Genomic DNA, 19,744 nt, shown 5'->3' with positions numbered 1-19,744 from the left:
GGAGATACCCGAAGTGGCCGAGCTGTTCTACGACGACGATGCCGACCTGTCCATCATCCAGAACCGCAAGGTCGCGGTCATCGGCTACGGGAGCCAGGGCCACGCCCACGCGCTGTCCCTGCGCGACTCGGGTGTCGATGTGCGCGTCGGTCTGCACGAGGGTTCCAAGTCCAAGGCCAAGGCCGAGGAGCAGGGCCTGCGCGTGGTGACCCCCGCGGAGGCGGCGGCCGAGGCCGACGTCATCATGATCCTGGTGCCGGACCCGATCCAGGCCAAGGTCTACGAGGAGTCCATCAAGGACCACCTGAAGGACGGCGACGCGCTGTTCTTCGGCCACGGCCTGAACATCCGCTACGGCTTCATCAAGCCCCCGGCCGGCGTGGACGTCGCCCTCGTCGCCCCCAAGGGCCCGGGCCACCTGGTCCGCCGCCAGTACGAGGAAGGCCGCGGCGTCCCGTGCATCGCGGGCGTCGAGCAGGACGCGACCGGCAACGCCTTCGCGCTCGCGCTCTCCTACGCCAAGGGCATCGGCGGCACCCGCGCCGGCGTCATCAAGACCACCTTCACCGAGGAGACCGAGACCGACCTGTTCGGTGAGCAGGCCGTCCTGTGCGGTGGCGCCTCGGCGCTGGTCAAGGCCGGCTTCGAGACCCTGGTCGAGGCGGGCTACCAGCCCGAGATCGCGTACTTCGAGTGCCTCCACGAGCTGAAGCTGATCGTGGACCTGATGTACGAGGGCGGCCTGGAGAAGATGCGCTGGTCGGTCTCCGAGACCGCCGAGTGGGGCGACTACATCACCGGCCCGCGGATCATCAACGAGAACACCAAGGCCGAGATGAAGAAGGTGCTCGCCGAGATCCAGGACGGCACCTTCGCCAACAACTGGATGGCGGAGTACAACGCCGGTCTGCCGAAGTACAACGAGTACAAGAAGGCCGACGAGGACCACCTCCTGGAGACCACCGGCAAGCAGCTGCGCAAGCTGATGAGCTGGGTGGACGACGAGGCGTAAGCCGAACGGACAGGGGGTCGCGAAACGCTCGCGGCCCCCTCGTCCATGCGCCCGGCCACGACCGCCGGGACGCCTTGTCCACCGCGTAGAACCACGCACGGGTGATCCTTACGCACCGGCACAGGACGCGCCCCCCACCGCCACTACACTTGCCAATCACAAGCGCGTCAGGCTCACAGCGTCGTGCGTCTTCCACGCGGCTTTCCCCCTTCACCGCCTTCGGCCGTCGGGACGGCCGTCCGCGAAGGACTAGTGAGGACTGAAGACCACGTGAGCCCGAAACCAGTCGTACTGATCGCCGAAGAGCTGTCGCCCGCCACCGTCGACGCCCTCGGTCCGGACTTCGAGATCCGGCACTGCAACGGCGCGGACCGCGCCGAGCTGCTGCCCGCGATCGCCGATGTCGACGCCGTCCTCGTGCGCAGCGCGACGAAGATCGACGCCGAGGCCGTCGCCGCCGCCAGGAAGCTCAGGGTCGTCGCCCGCGCGGGCGTGGGCCTGGACAATGTTGATGTCTCCGCCGCCACCAAGGCCGGCGTGATGGTCGTCAACGCCCCGACCTCCAACATCGTCACCGCCGCCGAGCTGGCCTGCGGTCTGCTGGTCGCCACGGCCCGCAACATCCCGCAGGCCAACACTGCCCTGAAGAACGGCGAGTGGAAGCGCAGCAAGTACACCGGCGTCGAGCTCAGCGAGAAGACCCTCGGCGTGGTCGGCCTCGGCCGGATCGGCGTCCTGGTCGCCCAGCGGATGTCGGCGTTCGGTATGAAGGTCGTCGCCTACGACCCCTACGTCCAGCCGGCCCGTGCCGCGCAGATGGGCGTCAAGCTGCTGACCCTGGACGAGCTGCTGGAGGTCGCGGACTTCATCACCGTCCACCTCCCCAAGACGCCCGAGACCGTCGGTCTCATCGGCGACGAGGCGCTGCACAAGGTCAAGCCGTCCGTCCGGATCGTCAACGCCGCCCGTGGCGGGATCGTCGACGAGGCGGCGCTGGCCACCGCGCTGAAGGAGGGCCGGGTGGCCGGCGCGGGCCTCGACGTCTACGCGACCGAGCCCTGCACCGACTCGCCGCTCTTCGAGTTCGACCAGGTCGTCGCCACGCCGCACCTCGGTGCGTCGACGGGTGAGGCGCAGGAGAAGGCCGGTATCTCGGTCGCCAAGTCGGTGCGGCTCGCGCTGGCCGGCGAGCTGGTGCCGGACGCGGTCAACGTCCAGGGCGGTGTGATCGCCGAGGACGTGAAGCCGGGCCTGCCGCTGGCCGAGCGCCTGGGCCGGATCTTCACCGCGCTGGCCGGCGAGGTCGCCATGCGCCTCGATGTCGAGGTGTACGGCGAGATCACCCAGCACGACGTCAAGGTGCTCGAACTCTCCGCGCTCAAGGGCGTGTTCGAGGATGTCGTGGACGAGACGGTGTCCTATGTCAACGCCCCGCTGTTCGCGCAGGAGCGCGGTGTGGAGGTGCGGCTGACGACCAGCAGCGAGTCGCCCGAGCACCGCAACGTGGTGACCGTGCGCGGCACCCTCGCGGGCGGCGACGAGGTGTCGATCTCCGGCACGCTGTCGGGTCACAAGAACACCCAGAAGATCGTCGCGGTCGGCGAGCACTCCATCGACCTGTCGCTCGCGGACCACATGGCCTTCATGCGCTACAGCGACCGCCCCGGTGTCGTCGGCACCGTCGGCCGGATCCTGGGCGAGGCGGGCATCAACATCGGCGGGATGCAGGTCTCCCGGGCCGACGTCGGTGGCGAGGCGCTGGTCGCGCTGACCGTCGACGACACGATCCCCCCGAATGTGCTCACCGAGATCGCCGAGGAGATCGGCGCGACCTCGGTGCGCGCGGTGAACCTCGGCGACTGATCCGCAGGTTTTCGCAGGCCAACGGGCCCGGACCCCGCTTCAGCGGAGTCCGGGCCCGGTTGCGTCTGCGGGGGCGGCGTCGCGCAATGGGAAGTGTGCGTGCCCCCGCCGGTGCGTGCGGAAGGAGGGAACGCCATGAATGCGCCCCTGGAGGACGCCCCCCGGAGTCTGACCGGGCTGCAGGTGGTCGATGCGGACGGCACGAAGGTGGGCAAGGTGCAGCAGGTCTACCGGGACGACGCCACCAACGACCCCGAGTGGGTCACGGTGCGCACCGGGCTGTTCGGGATGAAGGAGGCGTTCATCCCGCTCGCCGGAGCCCGCCGGACCGGCGATGAGCTGCATGTTCCGCACGCCAAGGAGACCATCAAGGCGGCGCCGCGGATCGACGCCGACGGCCATCTCGACCCCTCCGAAGAGGACGAGCTCTACCGCCACTACGGGATGGCCCGGCCGGGTATGGCGGGCCCCGGCGACATGGCGGGCCCCGGTGGGATCTCCGGTTCCGGGGGGACGCCGGATCCCGGCTCCGGTGGCACGCCGAATCCGGGCTCCGGCGATACCTCGCACCCTGACGACACACCCGGCGGCGAGCAGGATGTCCGGAACCCGCGGACGTGAGACCGCGGCCCGCGGCGCCCCACTCCTGGAAGGTATACGTCCGTTTAATACGGGCGTCTGGTACGAGCGTATGTGCGGCGATAGGCTGCTCGCATGGGACACCGTGAAGACCTTCTGGAGGGTGCCAAACGCTGCCTCCTGGAGAAGGGGTATGCGCGCACCACCGCCCGGGACATCGTGGCCGCATCCGGCGCCAACCTCGCCTCCATCGGCTACCACTACGGTTCCAAGGACGCCCTGATGCGCCAGGCGATCATCGCGTCCAGCGAGGAGTGGGGCGCGAGCGTGACCCAGGCGCCGGCCGCCGACGGCGGGGCGGAGAAGGGGGACGCGGATCCGCTGGAGCGGTTTGCCGCGGTCTGGGACTCGGTCCTGCAACGGATCGCCACGGAACGGGAGTTCATCGCCGCGCAGGTCGAGGTGCTGGGGCTGCTGCCGCGCGACGCGGCGCTGCGTGAGGCGATCGGCGAGGTGCTCCCGGAGGGCGGCGAGGGGCTCGTCGCGGCCTTCGAAGGGGTGCCGGACGCCGAGGTCGACCCGGAGGCGACACGCATCGTCGGCTCCTTCTACCGGGCCCTGCTCACCGGCCTGATGGTCCAGTCGCTGCTCACACCGGACGCCATGCCCTCCGGTCAGGACCTGGCGACCGCACTGCGCCGGGTCACCGCGGGCGAGGTGCTGGGCCCGAAGTAGTCTGCGGCGCGCAACTCCCTCACAGCCGCGCCGCCTTCAGCGCCATGTGCAGCAGCAGCCGGTGCTCGCCGTCGTCCAGGTCGAGGCCGGTCAGCTTCTCCACCCGGCCCAGGCGGTAGTAGAGCGTCTGACGGTGGATGCCCAGCGCCTGTGCGGTGCGGCTCGCCTGGCCCGCGCAGTCGAGGAACACCTCGGCGGTGCGCGCGAGTTCGGTGTGAGCGGGGGCCAGCAGCGGGCCGATGGCCGGGTCGGGTGCGGTGTCCGGCAGTGCGGTCAGCATGCGGTACGGGCCGAGGGCGTCCCACTGGGTGACCGGGCCCAGCCGGGGCTCGGCGCGGGCGGCGCGGGCCGCGTCCAGCGCTTCTCGCCAGGTGGCCGGGAGATCGGTCAGCTCCGGTGTCCCGGCGCCGATTCCGGCGGCGCCCGGCCGGGGCGGGGGGTGTCCGGCGGGGCCGCCGTTGCGCGTGCCGCCGTGTGCCGCCCGGCCCTCGGCCGGTACGGCGCCCGCGCGCGGGGAGCGCAGCAGCTGCTCGGCCACCGCATGGGCCGGGGCGAGCGCGCCGGCCGCGCGCAGACGCACCAGCGCGGCCAGGGCGGGCGCGGCGGCCGGGCGCCGTGGGCGGGCGCCCGCCCCGGCGCGGCCGGTGGGCCCGCCCGCGGGTGGCGTGGTGGCGTCCGTCTCGTCCGCCCGCTCGGCCGGGAGGGCCGGCCCGCCCGCGGGCAGCGCACACGCCGCCAGCAGGCCGGGCAGGCCGGGCAGTGGCGCCAGGTCGGTGTCCGAGGTGTCCCAGGGCAGCACCGCGACCAGGGTGAGCGGGATGCCCGGGGTGAAGCGCAGACTGTCCCGCAGCGCATCGCTCAGCGCGGCCGCCGCAGCCGGTCGTCCGGCGGGTGGTGCGGCCAGCAACTCCCGCAGGAGATCGCCGAGTTCCGACCCGGCGCGGGCCTCGTCGGCCAGCAGTGCGCCGATCCGGGCGGCGGTCTCCATCGCCTGGGCGATCCGCGGGTCGGGCGGCGCGCCACGGCTGCCCAGTTCGAGATCGGTCAGATGTCCGTCGTCCAGCAGCCAGACATAGCCGTGCACGATGCCCCGATGGCGTACGGGCAGACAGATCCGGCCCTTGAAGACCCCGGCCGCCGGGTCCGGCGGGATGCGCAGCGCCGTCCGGGCGCGGGCGATACCGAACGCCTCGAACCAGGCCCGTACCGCCGCCGACGAGCGGCGCTGCAGGATCGAGCGGGTCCGCACGGGGTCCATGACCTCGTCGTCGTCGCCCTCGTGCGCGCCGAACGCAATCAGTCCGAAATCCCGGTCCTCCAGCGTCGCCGGGGCGCCGAGCGCCGCCGAGATCTCGTCCACGAGCTGCTGGTAATCGCCCCGCATCCGCCGCCCGGCTCCTCTCCTGTCGTCACACCACCGGTCGCTACCGACCACTTGCCGTCACACCACCGGTCTCCTGCCACCACACCACCGGTATCACCAGTGCCTCGGACACCTCTCGTGTCTCCGGCACCACTGACCCGGTCGTCACTCCCTCATTCTCATACATCTGTCTGAGATCCCGACCACGAAGGCGTGACAGCTGTCGATGGCCGGGAAGTGGCGGGATCCTTAAGTTTCAGGTGGCTCAATCTTGCCGACGCGTTCGTCCCGTCCGGCGTCCGCCGGTACTTGTCCCCCTGAATCGTGGAGGTGCCCATGCTGGGTCCCGTGCTCCTCGCCGCAGCGCGCAGCAACAGCATCCGCCGCATTGTCGCGGCCGCCCCGGTCACCCGCCCCGTGGTGGACCGGTTCGTTGCCGGCGAGCGCCTGGACGAGTCCATGGCGGCCGTGCGGTCGCTGGCCGCGCGCGGCCTGGAGGTCACCCTCGACCACCTGGGCGAGGACATCACCGACCCGGCCGAGGCGCTGCGCAACCGCGATGCCTACCTGCACCTGGCCGCGGCCCTCAAGGAGCAAGGACTCGGCGTCAAGGCCGAGATGTCGGTCAAGCTGTCCGCTTTCGGGCAGGCGCTGGCCGGCGGCCACGAGCTGGCGCTGAAGAACGTCACTCCGGTGGTCGAGGCCGCCGCCGAGGCCGGGACGACCGTGACCCTCGACATGGAGGACCACACCACCGTCGACTCCACCCTCGCGATCCTCGCCGACCTGCGGGAACGCTTTCCCCAGACGGGCGCGGTGCTGCAGTCCTACCTCTTCCGTACCGAGGACGACTGCCGTGCGCTCGCCGGGGAAGGCTCCCGGGTGCGGCTGGTCAAGGGCGCGTACAAAGAGCCCGCGACCGTCGCCTTCCAGGACAAGCGGGAGGTCGACAAGGCGTATGTGCGCTGCCTGAAGATCCTGATGGCCGGGGAGGGCTACCCCATGATCGGGTCGCACGACCCGCGGATGGTGGCCATCGGCCAGGAGCTGGCTCACCGCAACGGGCGCAAGCCGGCCGACTACGAATTCCAGATGCTGTACGGCATCCGCGAGGCCGAGCAGCAGCGACTGGTCGCCGACGGGCACCGTATGCGGGTGTACATCCCCTATGGCACCGACTGGTACGGATACTTCATGCGCCGGCTCGCCGAGCGCCCCGCGAACCTCGGGTTCTTCCTGAGGTCGCTGGCGACCCGCGGCTGACGACCGAGGGTCCGCGCGTCCCCGGCTGGGGGGCCGGGGGTCATCCCCCGGGAGTCTGCAGCCCGAGGTCGCCGGCGACCCGCGGCTGATCGCCCCGTGGGGGCGGGCGCGGGTGGATGCTGGAAGCCCGGGGTGCCTCCCGGACGGCGCCGCCCGCAGCCGCCCACCCGACGCGGCCGCGGCCGCACCACCGACGTACGACAACCGACGAGCGAAATCGAAGGAGACACGGCCGCTATGGACGCTGTGACCCAGGTCCCCGTGCCGGTGAACGAGCCGGTCCACACCTACGCCCCGGGCAGCCCGGAGCGTTCCCGTCTGGAGGCCAAGCTCAAGGAGCTGGCCGGCAACCCGATCGAGCTGCCGATGACCATCGGCGGCGAGCACCGGATGGGCGGCGGCGAGCGCTTCGACGTCGTCCAGCCGCACCACCACGCCTCCCGCCTCGGCACGTACGCCAACGCCACCGTCAAGGACGGCCAGGACGCGGTGGACGCCGCGCTGGCCGCCGCCCCGGCCTGGCGCGCGCTGTCCTTCGACGACCGCGCCGCGATCATCCTCAAGGCCGCCGACCTGCTCTCCGGCCCCTGGCGCGAGACGATGGCCGCCGCCACCATGCTCGGCCAGTCCAAGACCGCCCAGCAGGCCGAGATCGACACCCCCTGTGAGCTCATCGACTTCTGGCGCTTCAATGTGCACTTCGCGCGCCAGATCCTCGCCGAGCAGCCCCCGGCGAACTCCCCGGGCGTCTGGAACCGTTCGGACCACCGCCCCCTCGAAGGCTTCGTCTACGCGATCACGCCCTTCAACTTCACCGCGATCGCCGGCAACCTCCCGACCGCGCCCGCCCTCATGGGCAACGTCGTGGTCTGGAAGCCGTCCCCGACGCAGACCTACGCCGCCGTGCTGCTGATGCAGCTGCTGGAGGAGGCGGGGCTGCCCAAGGGCGTCATCAACCTCGTCACCGGCGACGGCAAGGACGTCTCCGAGGTGGCGCTGACCCACCCCGAGCTGGCGGGCATCCACTTCACCGGTTCGACCAAGACCTTCCAGTACCTGTGGAAGACGGTCGGCAACAACATCGAGAACTACAAGACCTACCCGCGGCTCGTCGGCGAGACCGGCGGCAAGGACTTCATCGTCGCCCACCCCTCGGCCGACCGCGCCGTGCTGAAGACCGCCATGACCCGTGGCGCCTTCGAGTTCCAGGGCCAGAAGTGCTCCGCGGCCTCCCGTGCGTACGTCCCGGCGTCGCTGTGGAACAGCGGCCTCAAGGAAGAGTTCGCGGCCGAGGTCGACGCCCTCTCCATGGGCGACGTCTCGGACCTGTCGCACTTCATGTCCGCCGTCATCGACGAGCGCTCGTTCGCCAAGAACAAGGCGGCGATCGACCGCGCCAAGGCCGACCCGACGGTCGAGGTCGTGGCCGGCGGCACGTACGACGACAGCGAGGGCTACTTCGTCCGCCCGACGGTCCTGGTCTCCACCGACCCGGAGAACGAGATCTTCAAGGACGAGTACTTCGGCCCGATCCTCGGCGTCTACGTCTACGACGATGCCGACTACGACGCGATGCTCACCCAGATGGAGTCCGCCTCGGCGTACGGCCTGACCGGTTGCGTCATCGCCCGGGACCGTGCCGAGGCCGCCCGCACCTGCGAGCTGCTGCGCTTCGCGGCCGGCAACTTCTACATCAACGACAAGCCGACCGGCGCCGTCGTCGGCCAGCAGCCCTTCGGCGGCGGCCGCGCGTCCGGCACCAACGACAAGGCCGGCGCCAAGCAGAACCTGATGCGCTGGACCTCCACCCGCTCCATCAAGGAGACGCTGGTCCCGCCGACGGACTACCGCTACCCGCACATGGGCTGACGCCCCGCGCGCACGCCGACGGCCCGGCCCCTGGAAGCAGGAGGGGAGCCGGGCCGTCGGCGTGCTCTCAGGCGTTGCGCGGCGGTCCGGTGATCGCCTCGCCGATGGTGAAGCCCTTGGCGGGGCCGTCGGGGATGATCACGTCGATGCCGTACCGCGCGCGGCGCACGTCCGTGTAGACCGACTCGTCGGGGAGGGGCGCGGCGAGTACGGTGACCGTGCCGTGGCCGTCGTGATCATCGATGAGGACATAGACGGGGATGCCGGCGCCGGCGTAGGCGTGGCGCTTGCGCTCCCGATCACGCTCGATGCCATCGTGCTCCGGGGGGACCACCTCGACGACCAACTGGACGGCGGATGCCTTGAGGCCGATGCCGTCGTCGGTGACATGTTCCTCGGGGCATTCCGGTGCGATGAAGCAGTCGGGGATCCAGACCTTGCGATCGTGGACGATGTTCATGTCTTGATACGCGGCCCACTCACCCTCGTCCAGGTGCTTGTCGATGGCGCGGCGAAGCTGATTGGCAATCTGGCCGTGTGCAAAACGTCCGGTGGGCGACACCTCGATGAACCCCTCAACGATCTCGGCGCGAAGGCCCTCGGGGAGTTCCATGGCTTTCCATGCCTGCCACAGGAGCTCGTCCAGGTCCAGTCCGGGCGTGGATCCGGGCGCCTCGGGTGCGAGAGCGGTCATGGTGCAGCACCTCCTCCTCAAGTGCGGGCGGGCTTGGCCGGGCGGCACAAGCGACACCCTTAACCTAGGAAGCCGTGCGCGCCCTCGACCTGCGAATGTCCGTAGATCACTCGTTCGAGTACGCGGTCGCCGTCTCAGATAGTAGGAAGCCCAAGTAATTGTGCAGACATCACGGCCGAGCTGTCCTAGCGTTGTAGGAAGCCGAACGTAACGCTCGATCGAGCGGATGCGGATGCGGCCCGGTGCGCAAGCGCAGGTGACCCCTGCCGTGCCGAGGCCCCCGCCTTTTCCGGCCGCTTCTGGATCTACGCATCCCATTTGTTCTCGGGGCTCTGGCATAGGAGACGTGAATCATGGCTGAGACTGCCGTCCGCAGGACCCGTCACTCCGCCCGTACGACCAGCGACGCCGACCGCAGGAACGCCGCGGCCGCTCTCCAGCGCGCCCTCGACCGCCGTGACAACGGCGGCTCCACCGGGCACTGAGATGATGCGCGCGCGACCCGGGTCGGTGCTGTCTCGGCCGGCGTCGGTGCCCTGCCGCTGCTGCTGGCGGATCCGGCTGTCCGTGGCCCGGTGGCTCTTTCTCTCCTGAGCACCAGGGGCGCCCGGATCCCGGGCGCCCCTGCGGGTGATCGTTCCCTGGCTCACTGCACCGGCGAGCGGGTCACCTCGAAGTGGTCGATGCGCTCGCCGGACTCGGCGAGGGCGGTGACCTTCATCCGCGGACGGTGGCCGGGCGAGACCTCCACGGCGATGAAGGAGTAGCCGGTGTAGCGGACCCGGGACCACTCCACGGTGTCCTTGTTCTTCTCCTGGCCCTTGGCCCAGTGGTAGGTGTCGATGTGGTCGACGTCCTTCACATGGCCCTCGTAGCTGTCGGGTGAGGGGAAGTCGTACAGCGCCCGGCCCGCGCCGCCGGCGGTCACGTACACGATGCCCTCGCGAGTGGTGTCGACGCTCTCACCGATCGGCATCTTCTTGCTGACCCGGCCGCCCTTGAGGGCGTCGGTCCGCTCGTAGACGTGGTTGTGGCCGTTGACGACCAGGTCCACCTGGTGCTTTTCGAACAGCGGCAGCCAGGCGTCGCGTACCCCGCCGTCGGAAGCGTGCGAGTTGGTGGTGGAGAAGGCGCAGTGGTGGAAGAAGACCACGAGGAAGTCGATGCCGTCGGTCGCACGCAGTTCCGCCAGCCTGCGGTCCAGCCAACGGGTCTGCCTGCCGCCGGTGTAGCCCTGGTTCGCCGGGATCTCGTAGGAGACGTCGTTGGCGTCCAGGGCGACGACCGCGGTGTTGCCGTAGGTGAACGAGTAGACGCCGGGGGCGTTCTTGGCGTCCGGGCCGTTCTCCGGCAGCGTCCAGCGGGCGTTCTGGCCGCCGTAGCCGTTGGGGGAGTACCAGGCCTCCATGTCGTGGTTGCCGGTGGTCACCATCCACGGTACGGACTTGGCCACCGACTCGGTCTGCGCGAGGAACTGGTCCCAGACCCGGGCGTCGTAGGCGTCGTGCTCGGAGCCGTCGCCGTCGGTGTCCGCGTAGCAGATGTCGCCGGCGTGCAGGTGGAAGGACGGGTTCTGACCCAGGATCAACTGGTCGTTGGCGAGGGCGTGGTAGCTCACACCCTGGTCGCCGAAGGCGGTGAAGACGAACGGGGCGGGCCGGGCCGGGGCGGTGCGGAAGGTGCCGACGGTGGAGAAGTGGCGGGGGTCGGCCGGGTCGAAGCCGTCGTGGCCGACGCCGTAGTAGTACGTCGTTCCCGGGCTCAGCCCGTCCAGCGCGGCGTGCAGGTAGCACTGCTGCACGGCCGGCAGCTTGGCGGACAGCGACGGGGTGTGCAGATCGCGCACCTCGGCCTCGATCTTGCGCCCCAGGTCCCAGGGCTTGAGCCCCACCCGCAGATACGGCCGCCGCACGGCGAACGGCACCTGCCAGCTCACCCGCATCTGGCTCTTGGGGTCCGCACCGAAGGCCAGGTGGCGGCCGAACGGGGCGACCAGCGCACCGTCGACGCGGGCAGCGGACGGCGTGGAGCGCAGAGTGGGGGAGGCCTGGGCCGAACCGGCCAGCAGGCCGGAGCCGGCCACCACTCCCGCGGTCGCGGCCGAGGTGCGCAGCAGCCCGCGGCGGCTCAGCTTGGTACGGAGGTAGTCGTGCTGCTCCGGCATGCTCATCCGGGCCGCGAGCTGCTCCGGTATGCCGACGCGCGGGGTGTGCGAGGGCGGGTGGGTCCCCCGGGTGTTTCCAGTCATGCCGCCGAATGTCGCAGCGCGACCCGACCAGGACGGGGACAGCGGGTGAACGGCAGCTGACCGGCTCTCCACTGTCCGCATGGCGGACGTTACGTGTCAATCAATGGGACGGAGAGTAGGGTCCCCCCATGTCTCGCAGCATTCGCCTCGCAGTGATCCCCGGTGACGGTATCGGCCAGGAAGTCGTGGCCCAGGGCCTGAAGGTCCTGACCGCGGTCCTCCCGCAGGACGTCAAGCTGGAAACCAAGGAGTACGACCTCGGTGCCCGGCGATGGCATGCGACCGGTGAGACCCTCCCCGACGAGGAGATGGAGTCGCTCAAGCAGCACGACGCGATCCTGCTCGGCGCGATCGGCGACCCGTCCGTACCCTCCGGTGTGCTGGAGCGGGGGCTGCTGCTCAAGCTCCGCTTCGCCTTCGACCACTTCGTCAACCTGCGCCCGTCGAAGCTCTTCCCGAACACCGCCACGCCGCTCGCCGGCCGCCCCGACATCGACTTCGTGGTCGTCCGCGAGGGCACCGAGGGTCCGTACACCGGCAACGGCGGCTCCCTGCGGACCGGCACCCCCGCCGAGGTCGCCACCGAGGTCAGCCTCAACACCGCCTACGGTGTCGAGCGCGTGGTCCGCGACGCGTACGAGCGGGCCAACGCCCGCCCGCGCAAGAAGCTGACGCTGGTGCACAAGAACAACGTCCTGGTGTACGCGGGCCACCTGTGGAAGAACATCTTCGACAAGGTCGGCCGGGAGTACCCCGAGGTCACCACCGACTACCTGCACGTCGACGCCGCGACGATCTTCTTCGTCACCCAGCCCGAGCGGTTCGACGTGATCGTCACCGACAACCTCTTCGGCGACATCCTCACCGACCTCGCCGCGGCCGTCACCGGCGGTATCGGCCTGGCCGCCTCCGGGAACATCAACCCGACCGGCGAGTTCCCCTCGATGTTCGAGCCGGTCCACGGCTCCGCACCGGACATCGCGGGCACCGGCAAGGCCGACCCGACGGCGACGATCCTCTCCGTGGCCCTGCTCCTGCGCCACCTCGGTTTCGCGCCGCAGGCCGCCCGTATCGAGGAGGCCGTGGCGGCCGACCTGGAGGCCAGGGACGGCTCGGCGCGCAGCACGGACGAGATCGGCGACGCCCTCGCCGTACGCGTAGCCGGCTGAGGCCCGCAGCGCAGACACGCACCACGGACAGCGCCGGGCCACACCAGGCCCGGCGCTGTCCGCGTTGGTCCGCTCTGGGCTTACCGCCCGGTGGGGTGCGACCATCGGACCCGGAACGCGCCCTCGGTTCCGGCGGCGGCGACCCACGGGCGATAATCGGACGTGGCATCGCCGCCCACGAGGAAACTCGGACGTCCCAGTAACGACCGGTACGTTCAAGATTTCGGAGCGTGGTCGCCACACACCGCACCGGTGCCGCATGGTGGGGCCGATCCCCCGACCCCCGGCCGGAAGGCCGGGCCGGTGACGCTCCCCCAGTGAACGCTGGGAGGTACCCCCAGGTCTCGGAACACGCAGTGAAGGACATGCATTCATGACGACGCCCACCATCGAGCTCAAGCCCTCCTCGCATCCGCTCTCCGACGCGGAGCGGGCGCAGATCCTGGCCGCCCCCGGCTTCGGCCGCCACTTCACCGATCACATGGTGACGATCAAGTGGACGGAGGGCCGCGGCTGGCACGACGGCCAGCTCGTGCCGTACGGACCGCTCTCCCTCGACCCGGCGACCAATGTCCTGCACTACGCGCAGGAGATCTTCGAGGGCCTCAAGGCCTACCGGCAGCCCGACGGCTCCGTCGCCACGTTCCGCCCCGACGCCAACGCCCGCCGCTTCCAGGCCTCCGCCCGCCGGCTGGCCATGCCGGAGCTGCCCGTCGAGACCTTCATCGAGGCCTGCGACCTGCTCGTCCAGCAGGACAAGAACTGGGTGCCGGCGCACGGCGGCGAGGAGTCGCTCTACCTGCGTCCCTTCATGATCGCGACCGAGGTCGGCCTGGGGGTGAAGCCCGCCAACGAGTACCTCTTCGTGGTCATCGCCTCGCCCGCCGGGGCGTACTTCGCCGGGGGCGTCAAGCCCGTCTCCATCTGGCTGTCCGAGGACCGGGTGCGCGCCGTCCCCGGCGGTATGGGCGACGCCAAGACCGGCGGCAACTACGCAGCGTCGCTGCTCGCGCAGGCCGAGGCCGCGGCGCACGGCTGTGACCAGGTCGCCTACCTCGACGCCGTGGAGCACAAGTGGGTCGAGGAGCTGGGCGGCATGAACCTGTACTTCGTGTACGGCGACAAGATCGTCACGCCCACGCTGACCGGCTCCCTCCTCGCCGGTGTCACCCGTGACTCCCTGCTGTCCGTCGCCCGCGACCTGGGCTACGCATCGGAGGAGGCCCGGGTCTCCATCGACCAGTGGCGGGCCGACACGGAGAACGGCACGCTCACCGAGGTCTTCGCCTGCGGCACGGCCGCGGTGATCACCCCCGTCGGCACGGTCAAGAGCGCGGGCGGCGAGTGGAGCCAGTCCGGCGGTGAGCCCGGCAAGGTCACGCTGGAGCTGCGGGACGCGCTCCTCGACATCCAGCGCGGTATCGCCGAGGACAAGCACGGCTGGATGCACCCGCTGGGCTGATCCGGGCTTCCCGGCACACGGCCGGGGGCGGCCTCCCGGCACACGGGCCCTCCCCGCACACGGCCGAGGGCGGCCTCACACACGACTGAGGCCGCCGCCGCACACGACTGAGGCCGCCCCCGAGCTCGCGCCGGGGGCGGCCTCGGCCGTTTCCTGATCGGCTCAGCCGGCCTCCGCGGGGGTCTTTGCCGCCGCGGGGGCCGGGGGAGCGGGCGGCGCGGCGCGCAGTGCTGCGACCGGGCGCGGGTCCCGGGCGGTGAGGGCCAGATAGGCGAGGCCGCCCACGGCCGCCGCGAGCAGGAAGCTGAGGTCGATGCCACCGGTCAGGGGGAGCAGCGGCCCCTGGAACAAGGGTGTGTCCACGCCCATCAGGCCGACCCCCGAGCCCAGTGCCCAGGCAACCGCGGCCCGGACGTGCCAGCCCGCCCGGTACCAGTACACGCCGCCCCGGGTACCGCGGTTGTAGACCTGCAGGGACTCCGGGTCGTACGCGCCGCGGCAGCGGACGAAGCCGATCACGGTGATCACCGCCCAGGGCGTGCCGACGGCGGTCATCAGCAGGACGAAGGAGGTCATCGCGTCCTGTGCGGCCCACAGGAAGTGACCGGCGTAGACCAGTGCGGTCGAGAGGCCCGCGACGACATAGGTGGCCTGGGTGCGGGTGGCGCGCGGCAGGATCGCGTCCAGGTCGAGGCCCATGCTGTAGAGCATCAGACCGGCGTTGCCGACCGAGCCGGCCGAGGCGTTGAGCAGCAGCAGCGCCAGGTACCAGAACGGTGCGCCGGCCACCAGCGGGCCCGCATAGTCCTCGCCCGCGCCGACGGCGAGCGCGGTGAACGTACCGAAGAGCTGCGGCACCAGGAGGCCGACCAGCAGGCCCAGACAGGTGGCGCCGAAGACCTTCTTGGCGCTGTACCGGTGCGGGGAGATGTAGCGGCTGTAGTCGCCGAGCAGGGTGATGAACGCGATCGGGCCGCTCAGACCTGCGGAGACGGCGGCCAGCAGCCAGGTCGGCCAGAAGCCGCCGAGCAGATAGCTGCTGCCGTGCGGCGCGGCGGGGGTGAAGGTGCCCGCGTAGGCGACGATGCCGACGGCCAGCAGCACGGTCAGACCGATGGCGAGCACCTTGCTCAGCCGCAGCAGCACCCGGTAGCCGTAGACCGCGCCGACCGCGGTGGCGCCCGCCAGCAGGGCGTAGACCAGTGCGTAGGTCGCACCGCTCGACGGCAGCCCGGTCAGGCGGTGCAGCGCGCCGACGACCGCGTCGCCGCCGACCCACAGCGTCAGCGCGGTGTAGCCCAGCGACAGCAGCAGGCCGATGACCGAGCCGATGAGCCGGCCGCGCACGCCGAAGTGGGCGCCGCTGCTGGTGGACAGGTTGGTCGCGCTGCGCAGCGACACCAGCGCGAGCGGGGCGGTGAGCAGGGTGCCGACGGCGGTGCCGGCCACCAGGGAGGTCACCGAGGGCCAGAAGCCGAGCCCGAAGGAGACCGGGAGCCAGCCGAAGATCACCACGCCGAGCGCGAGGTTCGACCCGAGCAGGATCGAGATCAGGTCGCGAGGGCCGCTGGTGCGTTCCTCCTCCGGGACGGTGTCGACTCCGCGTTGTTCCATCGGCATGAGGGCTCCCCTGAGCGGCCGGACAACAGTGTGCAAAGCAGCGCTCCGGGCGCCGTGTTCCGTGCTGTGGCCGGGTGCGCCGCGCGCCGCTCGCGCTGTCGAGATCGTTTTAGAGCGACGCTCTATTCGTCGCGTATCGAGAACAGCGCTCAATGTCGCTCATCCCCATGTCGTCGGTCAATGCTTTCCTCCCGGCCATTTTCATGGTTAGAGTGCTGCTCTAATCGATCGGGAGGAGTGGCGGGATGCGGTTGACTCCGACGGAACGCGACCGGCTGCTGCTGTTCGGCGCGGCCGAGCTGGCGCGGACGCGCCGGGCCCGCGGGCTGCGGCTGAATGTGCCCGAGGCGACCGCGTTGATCGCGGACACAGTCTGCGAGGCGGCGCGGGACGGGCGCCGCCTCGCTCAGGCCATCGAGGCGGCCCGGGGCGTGCTCGGACCGGACGATGTGCTGCCGGGCGTGGCCGACGTCGTCACCGAGGTGCATGTGGAGGCCGTCTTCGACGACGGCTCCCGGCTCGCGGTGGTCAGCGACCCGATCGGCGCCGGTGCGCGGGACGGGGACCGCCGCCGGGCGCCCGCGCCCGGCGCGGTGCTGCCCGGTCCGGCCGCCCCGGAGCCCGCGCCTGCGGTCGTGCTGACCGTGCGCAACACCGCGACCGTGCCCGTCAGCGTCACCTCGCACTTTCACTTCTTCGAGGCCAACCCCCGGCTGGACTTCGACCGTGGCGCCGCGTACGGCATGCGGCTGTGCGTCCCGGCCGGTTCGTCGGTGCGGTTCGATCCCGGCGGCGCCGAGGAGGTCGGCCTGGTCCCGATCGGCGGCGACCGGATCGCGATCGGCTTCGCCGGTCTGGTGGACGGCCCGCTGGACGCACCGGGCGCGAAGACCGAAGCGCTGCGGCGGGCCGCCGCCTGCGGCTACCTGGGAGCGGAGGAACAGGCATGACCGGCACCATCGACCCCCACGAGTACGCGTCGGTACACGGCCCGCGGGCCGGCGACCGGGTCGTCCTCGGCGACTCGGGCCTGGTCGTCCGGGTCGAGTCGGACGCCCAGAAGCCCGGTGACGAGTTCCTGGCCGGCTTCGGCAAGACCGCCCGGGACGGGCTGCACCTCAAGGCCGCCGCGGTCCGCGAGACCTGCGATGTGGTGATCAGCAATGTGCTGGTCATCGACGCGGTCCAGGGCATCCGCAAGGTGTCGATCGGCATCCGCGAGGGCCGGATCCACGCCATAGGGCGGGCCGGCAACCCCGACACCCTCGACGGCGTCGATGTCGTCGTCGGCACCGGCACCTCGATCGTCTCCGGCGAGGGCATGATCGCCACCGCGGGCGCCGTCGACACCCATGTCCATCTGCTCTCGCCGCGCGTCATGGAGGCCTCGCTGGCCTCCGGCGTGACCACGATCATCGGCCAGGAATTCGGGCCGGTCTGGGGCGTCGGCGTCAACTCGCCCTGGGCGCTCGGCCATGCCTTCAGCGCCTTCGACGCCTGGCCGGTCAACATCGGCTTCCTCGGCCGTGGTTCCTCCTCCGGCGACGCCCCGCTGGTCGAGGCGCTCGCCGAGGGCGGCGCCTGCGGCTTCAAGGTGCACGAGGACATGGGCGCGCACGCCCGTGCCCTGGACACCGCGCTGCGCGTCGCCGAGGAGCACGACGTCCAGGTCGCGCTGCACAGCGACGGCCTCAACGAATGCCTCAGCGTCGAGGACACCCTGCGCGTCCTGGACGGCCGGACCATCCACGCCTTCCACATCGAGGGCTGCGGCGGCGGCCATGTCCCCAACGTCCTCAAGATGGCCGGCGTCCCGAACGTCATCGGCTCCTCCACCAACCCCACCCTCCCCTTCGGGCGGGACGCGGTCGCCGAGCACTACGGCATGATCGTCTCGGTCCACGATCTGAAGACCGATCTGCCGGGCGACGCCGCCATGGCCCGCGACCGCATCCGGGCCGGCACGATGGGCGCCGAGGACGTGCTGCACGACCTCGGGGCGATCGGCATCACCTCCTCCGACGCCCAGGGCATGGGCCGCGCGGGCGAGACCGTACGCCGTACCTTCGCGATGGCGGGCAAGATGAAGGCCGAACTCGGGCCCCTGCAGGGCGACGGCCCGCATGACGACAACGCGCGGGTGCTGCGCTATGTCGCCAAGCTCACCATCAACCCCGCCATCGCCCACGGCCTTTCGCACGAGATCGGGTCGATCGAGGTCGGGAAGATGGCCGACCTCGTGCTGTGGAAGCCGCAGTACTTCGGCGCCAAGCCACAACTGGTGCTGAAGTCCGGCTTCCCCGCCTACGGCGTCACCGGCGACCCGAACGCCGCCACCGACACCTGCGAACCCCTGGTGCTCGGCCCGCAGTTCGGTGCGTACGGGGCGGCCCCCGCCGAGATCTCCGTCGCCTTCGTCGCGCGCGCCGCGGCCGAACAGGGCGGTGACCAGCTGCCCACCCGCCGCCGCCGGGTCGCCGTCCGCGGCACCCGCGGTATCGGCCCCGGCAACCTCGTCCACAACTCCCGGGTCGGACAGGTACAGGTCGACGGGCGCAGCGGCCTGGTCACCCTCGACGGCGACCCGATGCGCTCGGAGGCGGCCGATACCGTCTCGCTCTCGCGCCTGTACTTCCTGTGACGGCACGGCCCGTGACGCCGCCGCGGCCGGCGCGGCGGGCCACCGTGGCCGGCACCCGCCGTGGCCGCCACCTGCTGCGCCTGCCACCCACCGCGCCTGCCGTCTGCCGCCCCGCCACCGACACCCGTGACGCCGACCGTCACCGCGAACCGTGAGGACCCCCGCATGAACACCCCTGTCGCCGACGGCTTCCGCATGCCCCCGGAGTGGGCCCGTCACGAGCGCACCTGGATGGCCTGGCCCGGCCCCAACTTCACCTTCGGCGAGGAGCGCGGCGAGACCCTGGAGGGCGCCCGCCGCGCCTGGGCCGCGGTCGCCCGCGCGGTCCGCCGCTTCGAGCCGGTCACCGTCGTCGCGGGACCGGGGCAGTCCGAGGGCGCCCGTGCGCTCCTCGGCGAGGGCATCGACCTCGTCGAGCGCCCGCTCGACGACGCCTGGATGCGCGACATCGGCCCCACCTTCCTCACCGACGGCAGGGGCCGGCTCGCCGCCACCGACTGGGTGTTCAACGGCTGGGGCGCCCAGGAATGGGCCCGCTGGGACCTCGACCGGAAGATCGCCGAGCAGGTCTCGGCGCTGGCCGGCGCCCGCCGCTACGCCACGCCCCTGGTCAACGAGGGCGGCGGCCTCCACGTCGACGGCGAGGGCACCGTCCTGCTCACCGAGACCGTGCAGCTCGACCCGGGCCGCAACCCCGGCCGTACGCAGGAGGAGGTCGAGGCCGAGATCCACGCCCACCTCGGCACCACCAAGGCGATCTGGCTGCCGCGCGGTCTCGCCGCCGACTACGGGCAGTTCGGCACCCGGGGCCATGTCGACATCGTCGCCGCCTTCGCCCGCCCCGGCGTCGTCCTCGTGCACACCCAGCCCGACCCCGACCACCCCGACCACGCGATCTGCCACGAGATCGCCAAGCTGCTGCGTTCCTCGACCGACGCCAGGGGCCGCCGGCTGGAGGTCGTCGAGGTGCCGGCGCCGACCGTCATCGAGGAGGACGGTGAGCTGGTCGACTACTCCTACATCAACCACTACCTCTGCAACGATGGTGTGGTGCTCTGCGGCTTCGACGACCCGCGCGACGAGGAGGCGGCCGCGATCTTCGGCCGGCTCTTCCCCGACCGGACGGTGACCCTGGTGGACGCCCGTACGATCTTCGCAGCGGGTGGCGGTATCCACTGCATCACCCAGCAGCAGCCCGAGGTCTGACCCGCAGACCCCGGCCGGCC

General features: G+C 71.1%; 16 protein-coding genes. 12 read left to right on the top strand and 4 right to left on the bottom strand.

The window, feature by feature from the left end; genetic code table 11:
• The first annotated feature begins 13 nt into the window (after positions 1 to 13).
• From ilvC to ACF088_RS00945, 4 genes are all read left to right on the top strand, one after another.
• Positions 14 to 1,012: a ketol-acid reductoisomerase gene (gene ilvC, locus ACF088_RS00960; protein ID WP_030087743.1), complete on the top strand. Its 999-nt coding sequence runs from the start codon at positions 14 to 16 to the stop codon at positions 1,010 to 1,012.
• Between the two features lie 270 nt (positions 1,013 to 1,282).
• Positions 1,283 to 2,875 carry a phosphoglycerate dehydrogenase gene (serA, locus tag ACF088_RS00955; protein WP_392373235.1) on the top strand — a complete coding sequence of 531 codons (1,593 nt, stop codon included), beginning with the start codon at positions 1,283 to 1,285 and terminating at the stop codon, positions 2,873 to 2,875.
• Positions 2,876 to 3,010: 135 nt separating this feature from the next.
• Positions 3,011 to 3,496, top strand: a complete 486-nt coding sequence (locus ACF088_RS00950; protein WP_392373233.1) for a PRC-barrel domain-containing protein — start codon at positions 3,011 to 3,013, stop codon at positions 3,494 to 3,496.
• A gap of 93 nt (positions 3,497 to 3,589) precedes the next feature.
• Complete coding sequence (locus tag ACF088_RS00945) at positions 3,590 to 4,189, top strand: TetR/AcrR family transcriptional regulator (protein ID WP_392373232.1); 600 nt, start codon at positions 3,590 to 3,592, stop codon at positions 4,187 to 4,189.
• A gap of 19 nt (positions 4,190 to 4,208) precedes the next feature.
• Here the strand turns inward: ACF088_RS00945 and ACF088_RS00940 are convergent, their stop codons facing one another.
• Complete coding sequence (locus ACF088_RS00940; RefSeq protein WP_392373231.1) at positions 4,209 to 5,573, bottom strand: PucR family transcriptional regulator; 1,365 nt, start codon at positions 5,571 to 5,573, stop codon at positions 4,209 to 4,211.
• Positions 5,574 to 5,888: 315 nt separating this feature from the next.
• Here ACF088_RS00940 and ACF088_RS00935 point away from each other — a divergent pair, with 315 nt between their 5' ends.
• Positions 5,889 to 6,815, top strand: a complete 927-nt coding sequence (locus ACF088_RS00935; RefSeq protein ID WP_392373229.1) for a proline dehydrogenase family protein — start codon at positions 5,889 to 5,891, stop codon at positions 6,813 to 6,815.
• A gap of 237 nt (positions 6,816 to 7,052) precedes the next feature.
• Positions 7,053 to 8,684: an L-glutamate gamma-semialdehyde dehydrogenase gene (pruA, locus tag ACF088_RS00930; protein WP_392373228.1), complete on the top strand. Its 1,632-nt coding sequence runs from the start codon at positions 7,053 to 7,055 to the stop codon at positions 8,682 to 8,684.
• A gap of 67 nt (positions 8,685 to 8,751) precedes the next feature.
• Here the strand turns inward: pruA and ACF088_RS00925 are convergent, their stop codons facing one another.
• On the bottom strand, positions 8,752 to 9,378 hold the full coding sequence (locus ACF088_RS00925) for a Uma2 family endonuclease (protein WP_392373227.1): 627 nt from the start codon (positions 9,376 to 9,378) through the stop codon (positions 8,752 to 8,754).
• Between the two features lie 353 nt (positions 9,379 to 9,731).
• On the opposite strand from ACF088_RS00925, the gene ACF088_RS00920 reads away from it, so the two are divergent.
• The gene (locus ACF088_RS00920) at positions 9,732 to 9,863 is read left to right on the top strand and encodes a hypothetical protein (RefSeq protein ID WP_088800221.1); all 132 of its coding nucleotides are present in this window, start codon (positions 9,732 to 9,734) and stop codon (positions 9,861 to 9,863) included.
• Positions 9,864 to 10,024: 161 nt separating this feature from the next.
• Here the strand turns inward: ACF088_RS00920 and ACF088_RS00915 are convergent, their stop codons facing one another.
• Positions 10,025 to 11,626, bottom strand: a complete 1,602-nt coding sequence (locus ACF088_RS00915; protein ID WP_392373226.1) for a fibronectin type III domain-containing protein — start codon at positions 11,624 to 11,626, stop codon at positions 10,025 to 10,027.
• 128 nt (positions 11,627 to 11,754) lie between these two features.
• On the opposite strand from ACF088_RS00915, the gene ACF088_RS00910 reads away from it, so the two are divergent.
• Positions 11,755 to 12,795 carry a 3-isopropylmalate dehydrogenase gene (locus ACF088_RS00910; RefSeq protein WP_392373224.1) on the top strand — a complete coding sequence of 347 codons (1,041 nt, stop codon included), beginning with the start codon at positions 11,755 to 11,757 and terminating at the stop codon, positions 12,793 to 12,795.
• Between the two features lie 373 nt (positions 12,796 to 13,168).
• Positions 13,169 to 14,257 (top strand): branched-chain amino acid aminotransferase, encoded by a 1,089-nt coding sequence (locus ACF088_RS00905; protein WP_392373222.1) that lies wholly within the window; start codon positions 13,169 to 13,171, stop codon positions 14,255 to 14,257.
• 162 nt (positions 14,258 to 14,419) lie between these two features.
• Here ACF088_RS00905 and ACF088_RS00900 read toward each other — a convergent pair whose 3' ends face one another.
• Entirely contained in the window at positions 14,420 to 15,877 is a 1,458-nt protein-coding gene (locus ACF088_RS00900; RefSeq protein ID WP_392373220.1) for a cytosine permease, read from the bottom strand.
• Positions 15,878 to 16,122: 245 nt separating this feature from the next.
• Between ACF088_RS00900 and ureA the strand changes: the two genes are divergently transcribed.
• The 3 genes from ureA to ACF088_RS00885 all read left to right on the top strand — a co-directional run bounded on the left by ureA (position 16,123) and on the right by ACF088_RS00885 (position 19,724).
• On the top strand, positions 16,123 to 16,827 hold the full coding sequence (ureA, locus tag ACF088_RS00895; RefSeq protein ID WP_392373219.1) for an urease subunit gamma: 705 nt from the start codon (positions 16,123 to 16,125) through the stop codon (positions 16,825 to 16,827).
• A complete protein-coding gene (locus ACF088_RS00890) occupies positions 16,824 to 18,518 on the top strand; it encodes an urease subunit alpha (RefSeq protein WP_392373217.1) in 1,695 nt (564 codons plus the stop codon). The genes ureA and ACF088_RS00890 overlap by 4 nt, the downstream gene beginning before the upstream one ends.
• A gap of 165 nt (positions 18,519 to 18,683) precedes the next feature.
• Positions 18,684 to 19,724 (top strand): agmatine/peptidylarginine deiminase, encoded by a 1,041-nt coding sequence (locus ACF088_RS00885; protein ID WP_392373215.1) that lies wholly within the window; start codon positions 18,684 to 18,686, stop codon positions 19,722 to 19,724.
• Positions 19,725 to 19,744 lie beyond the last annotated feature (20 nt).

Source organism: Streptomyces sp. NPDC015125 (assembly GCF_043080045.1).
Lineage (GTDB): Bacteria > Actinomycetota > Actinomycetes > Streptomycetales > Streptomycetaceae > Streptomyces.
Note: the sequence above shows the minus strand (reverse complement) of the source record. Positions and strands in the feature narration are given on the sequence as shown.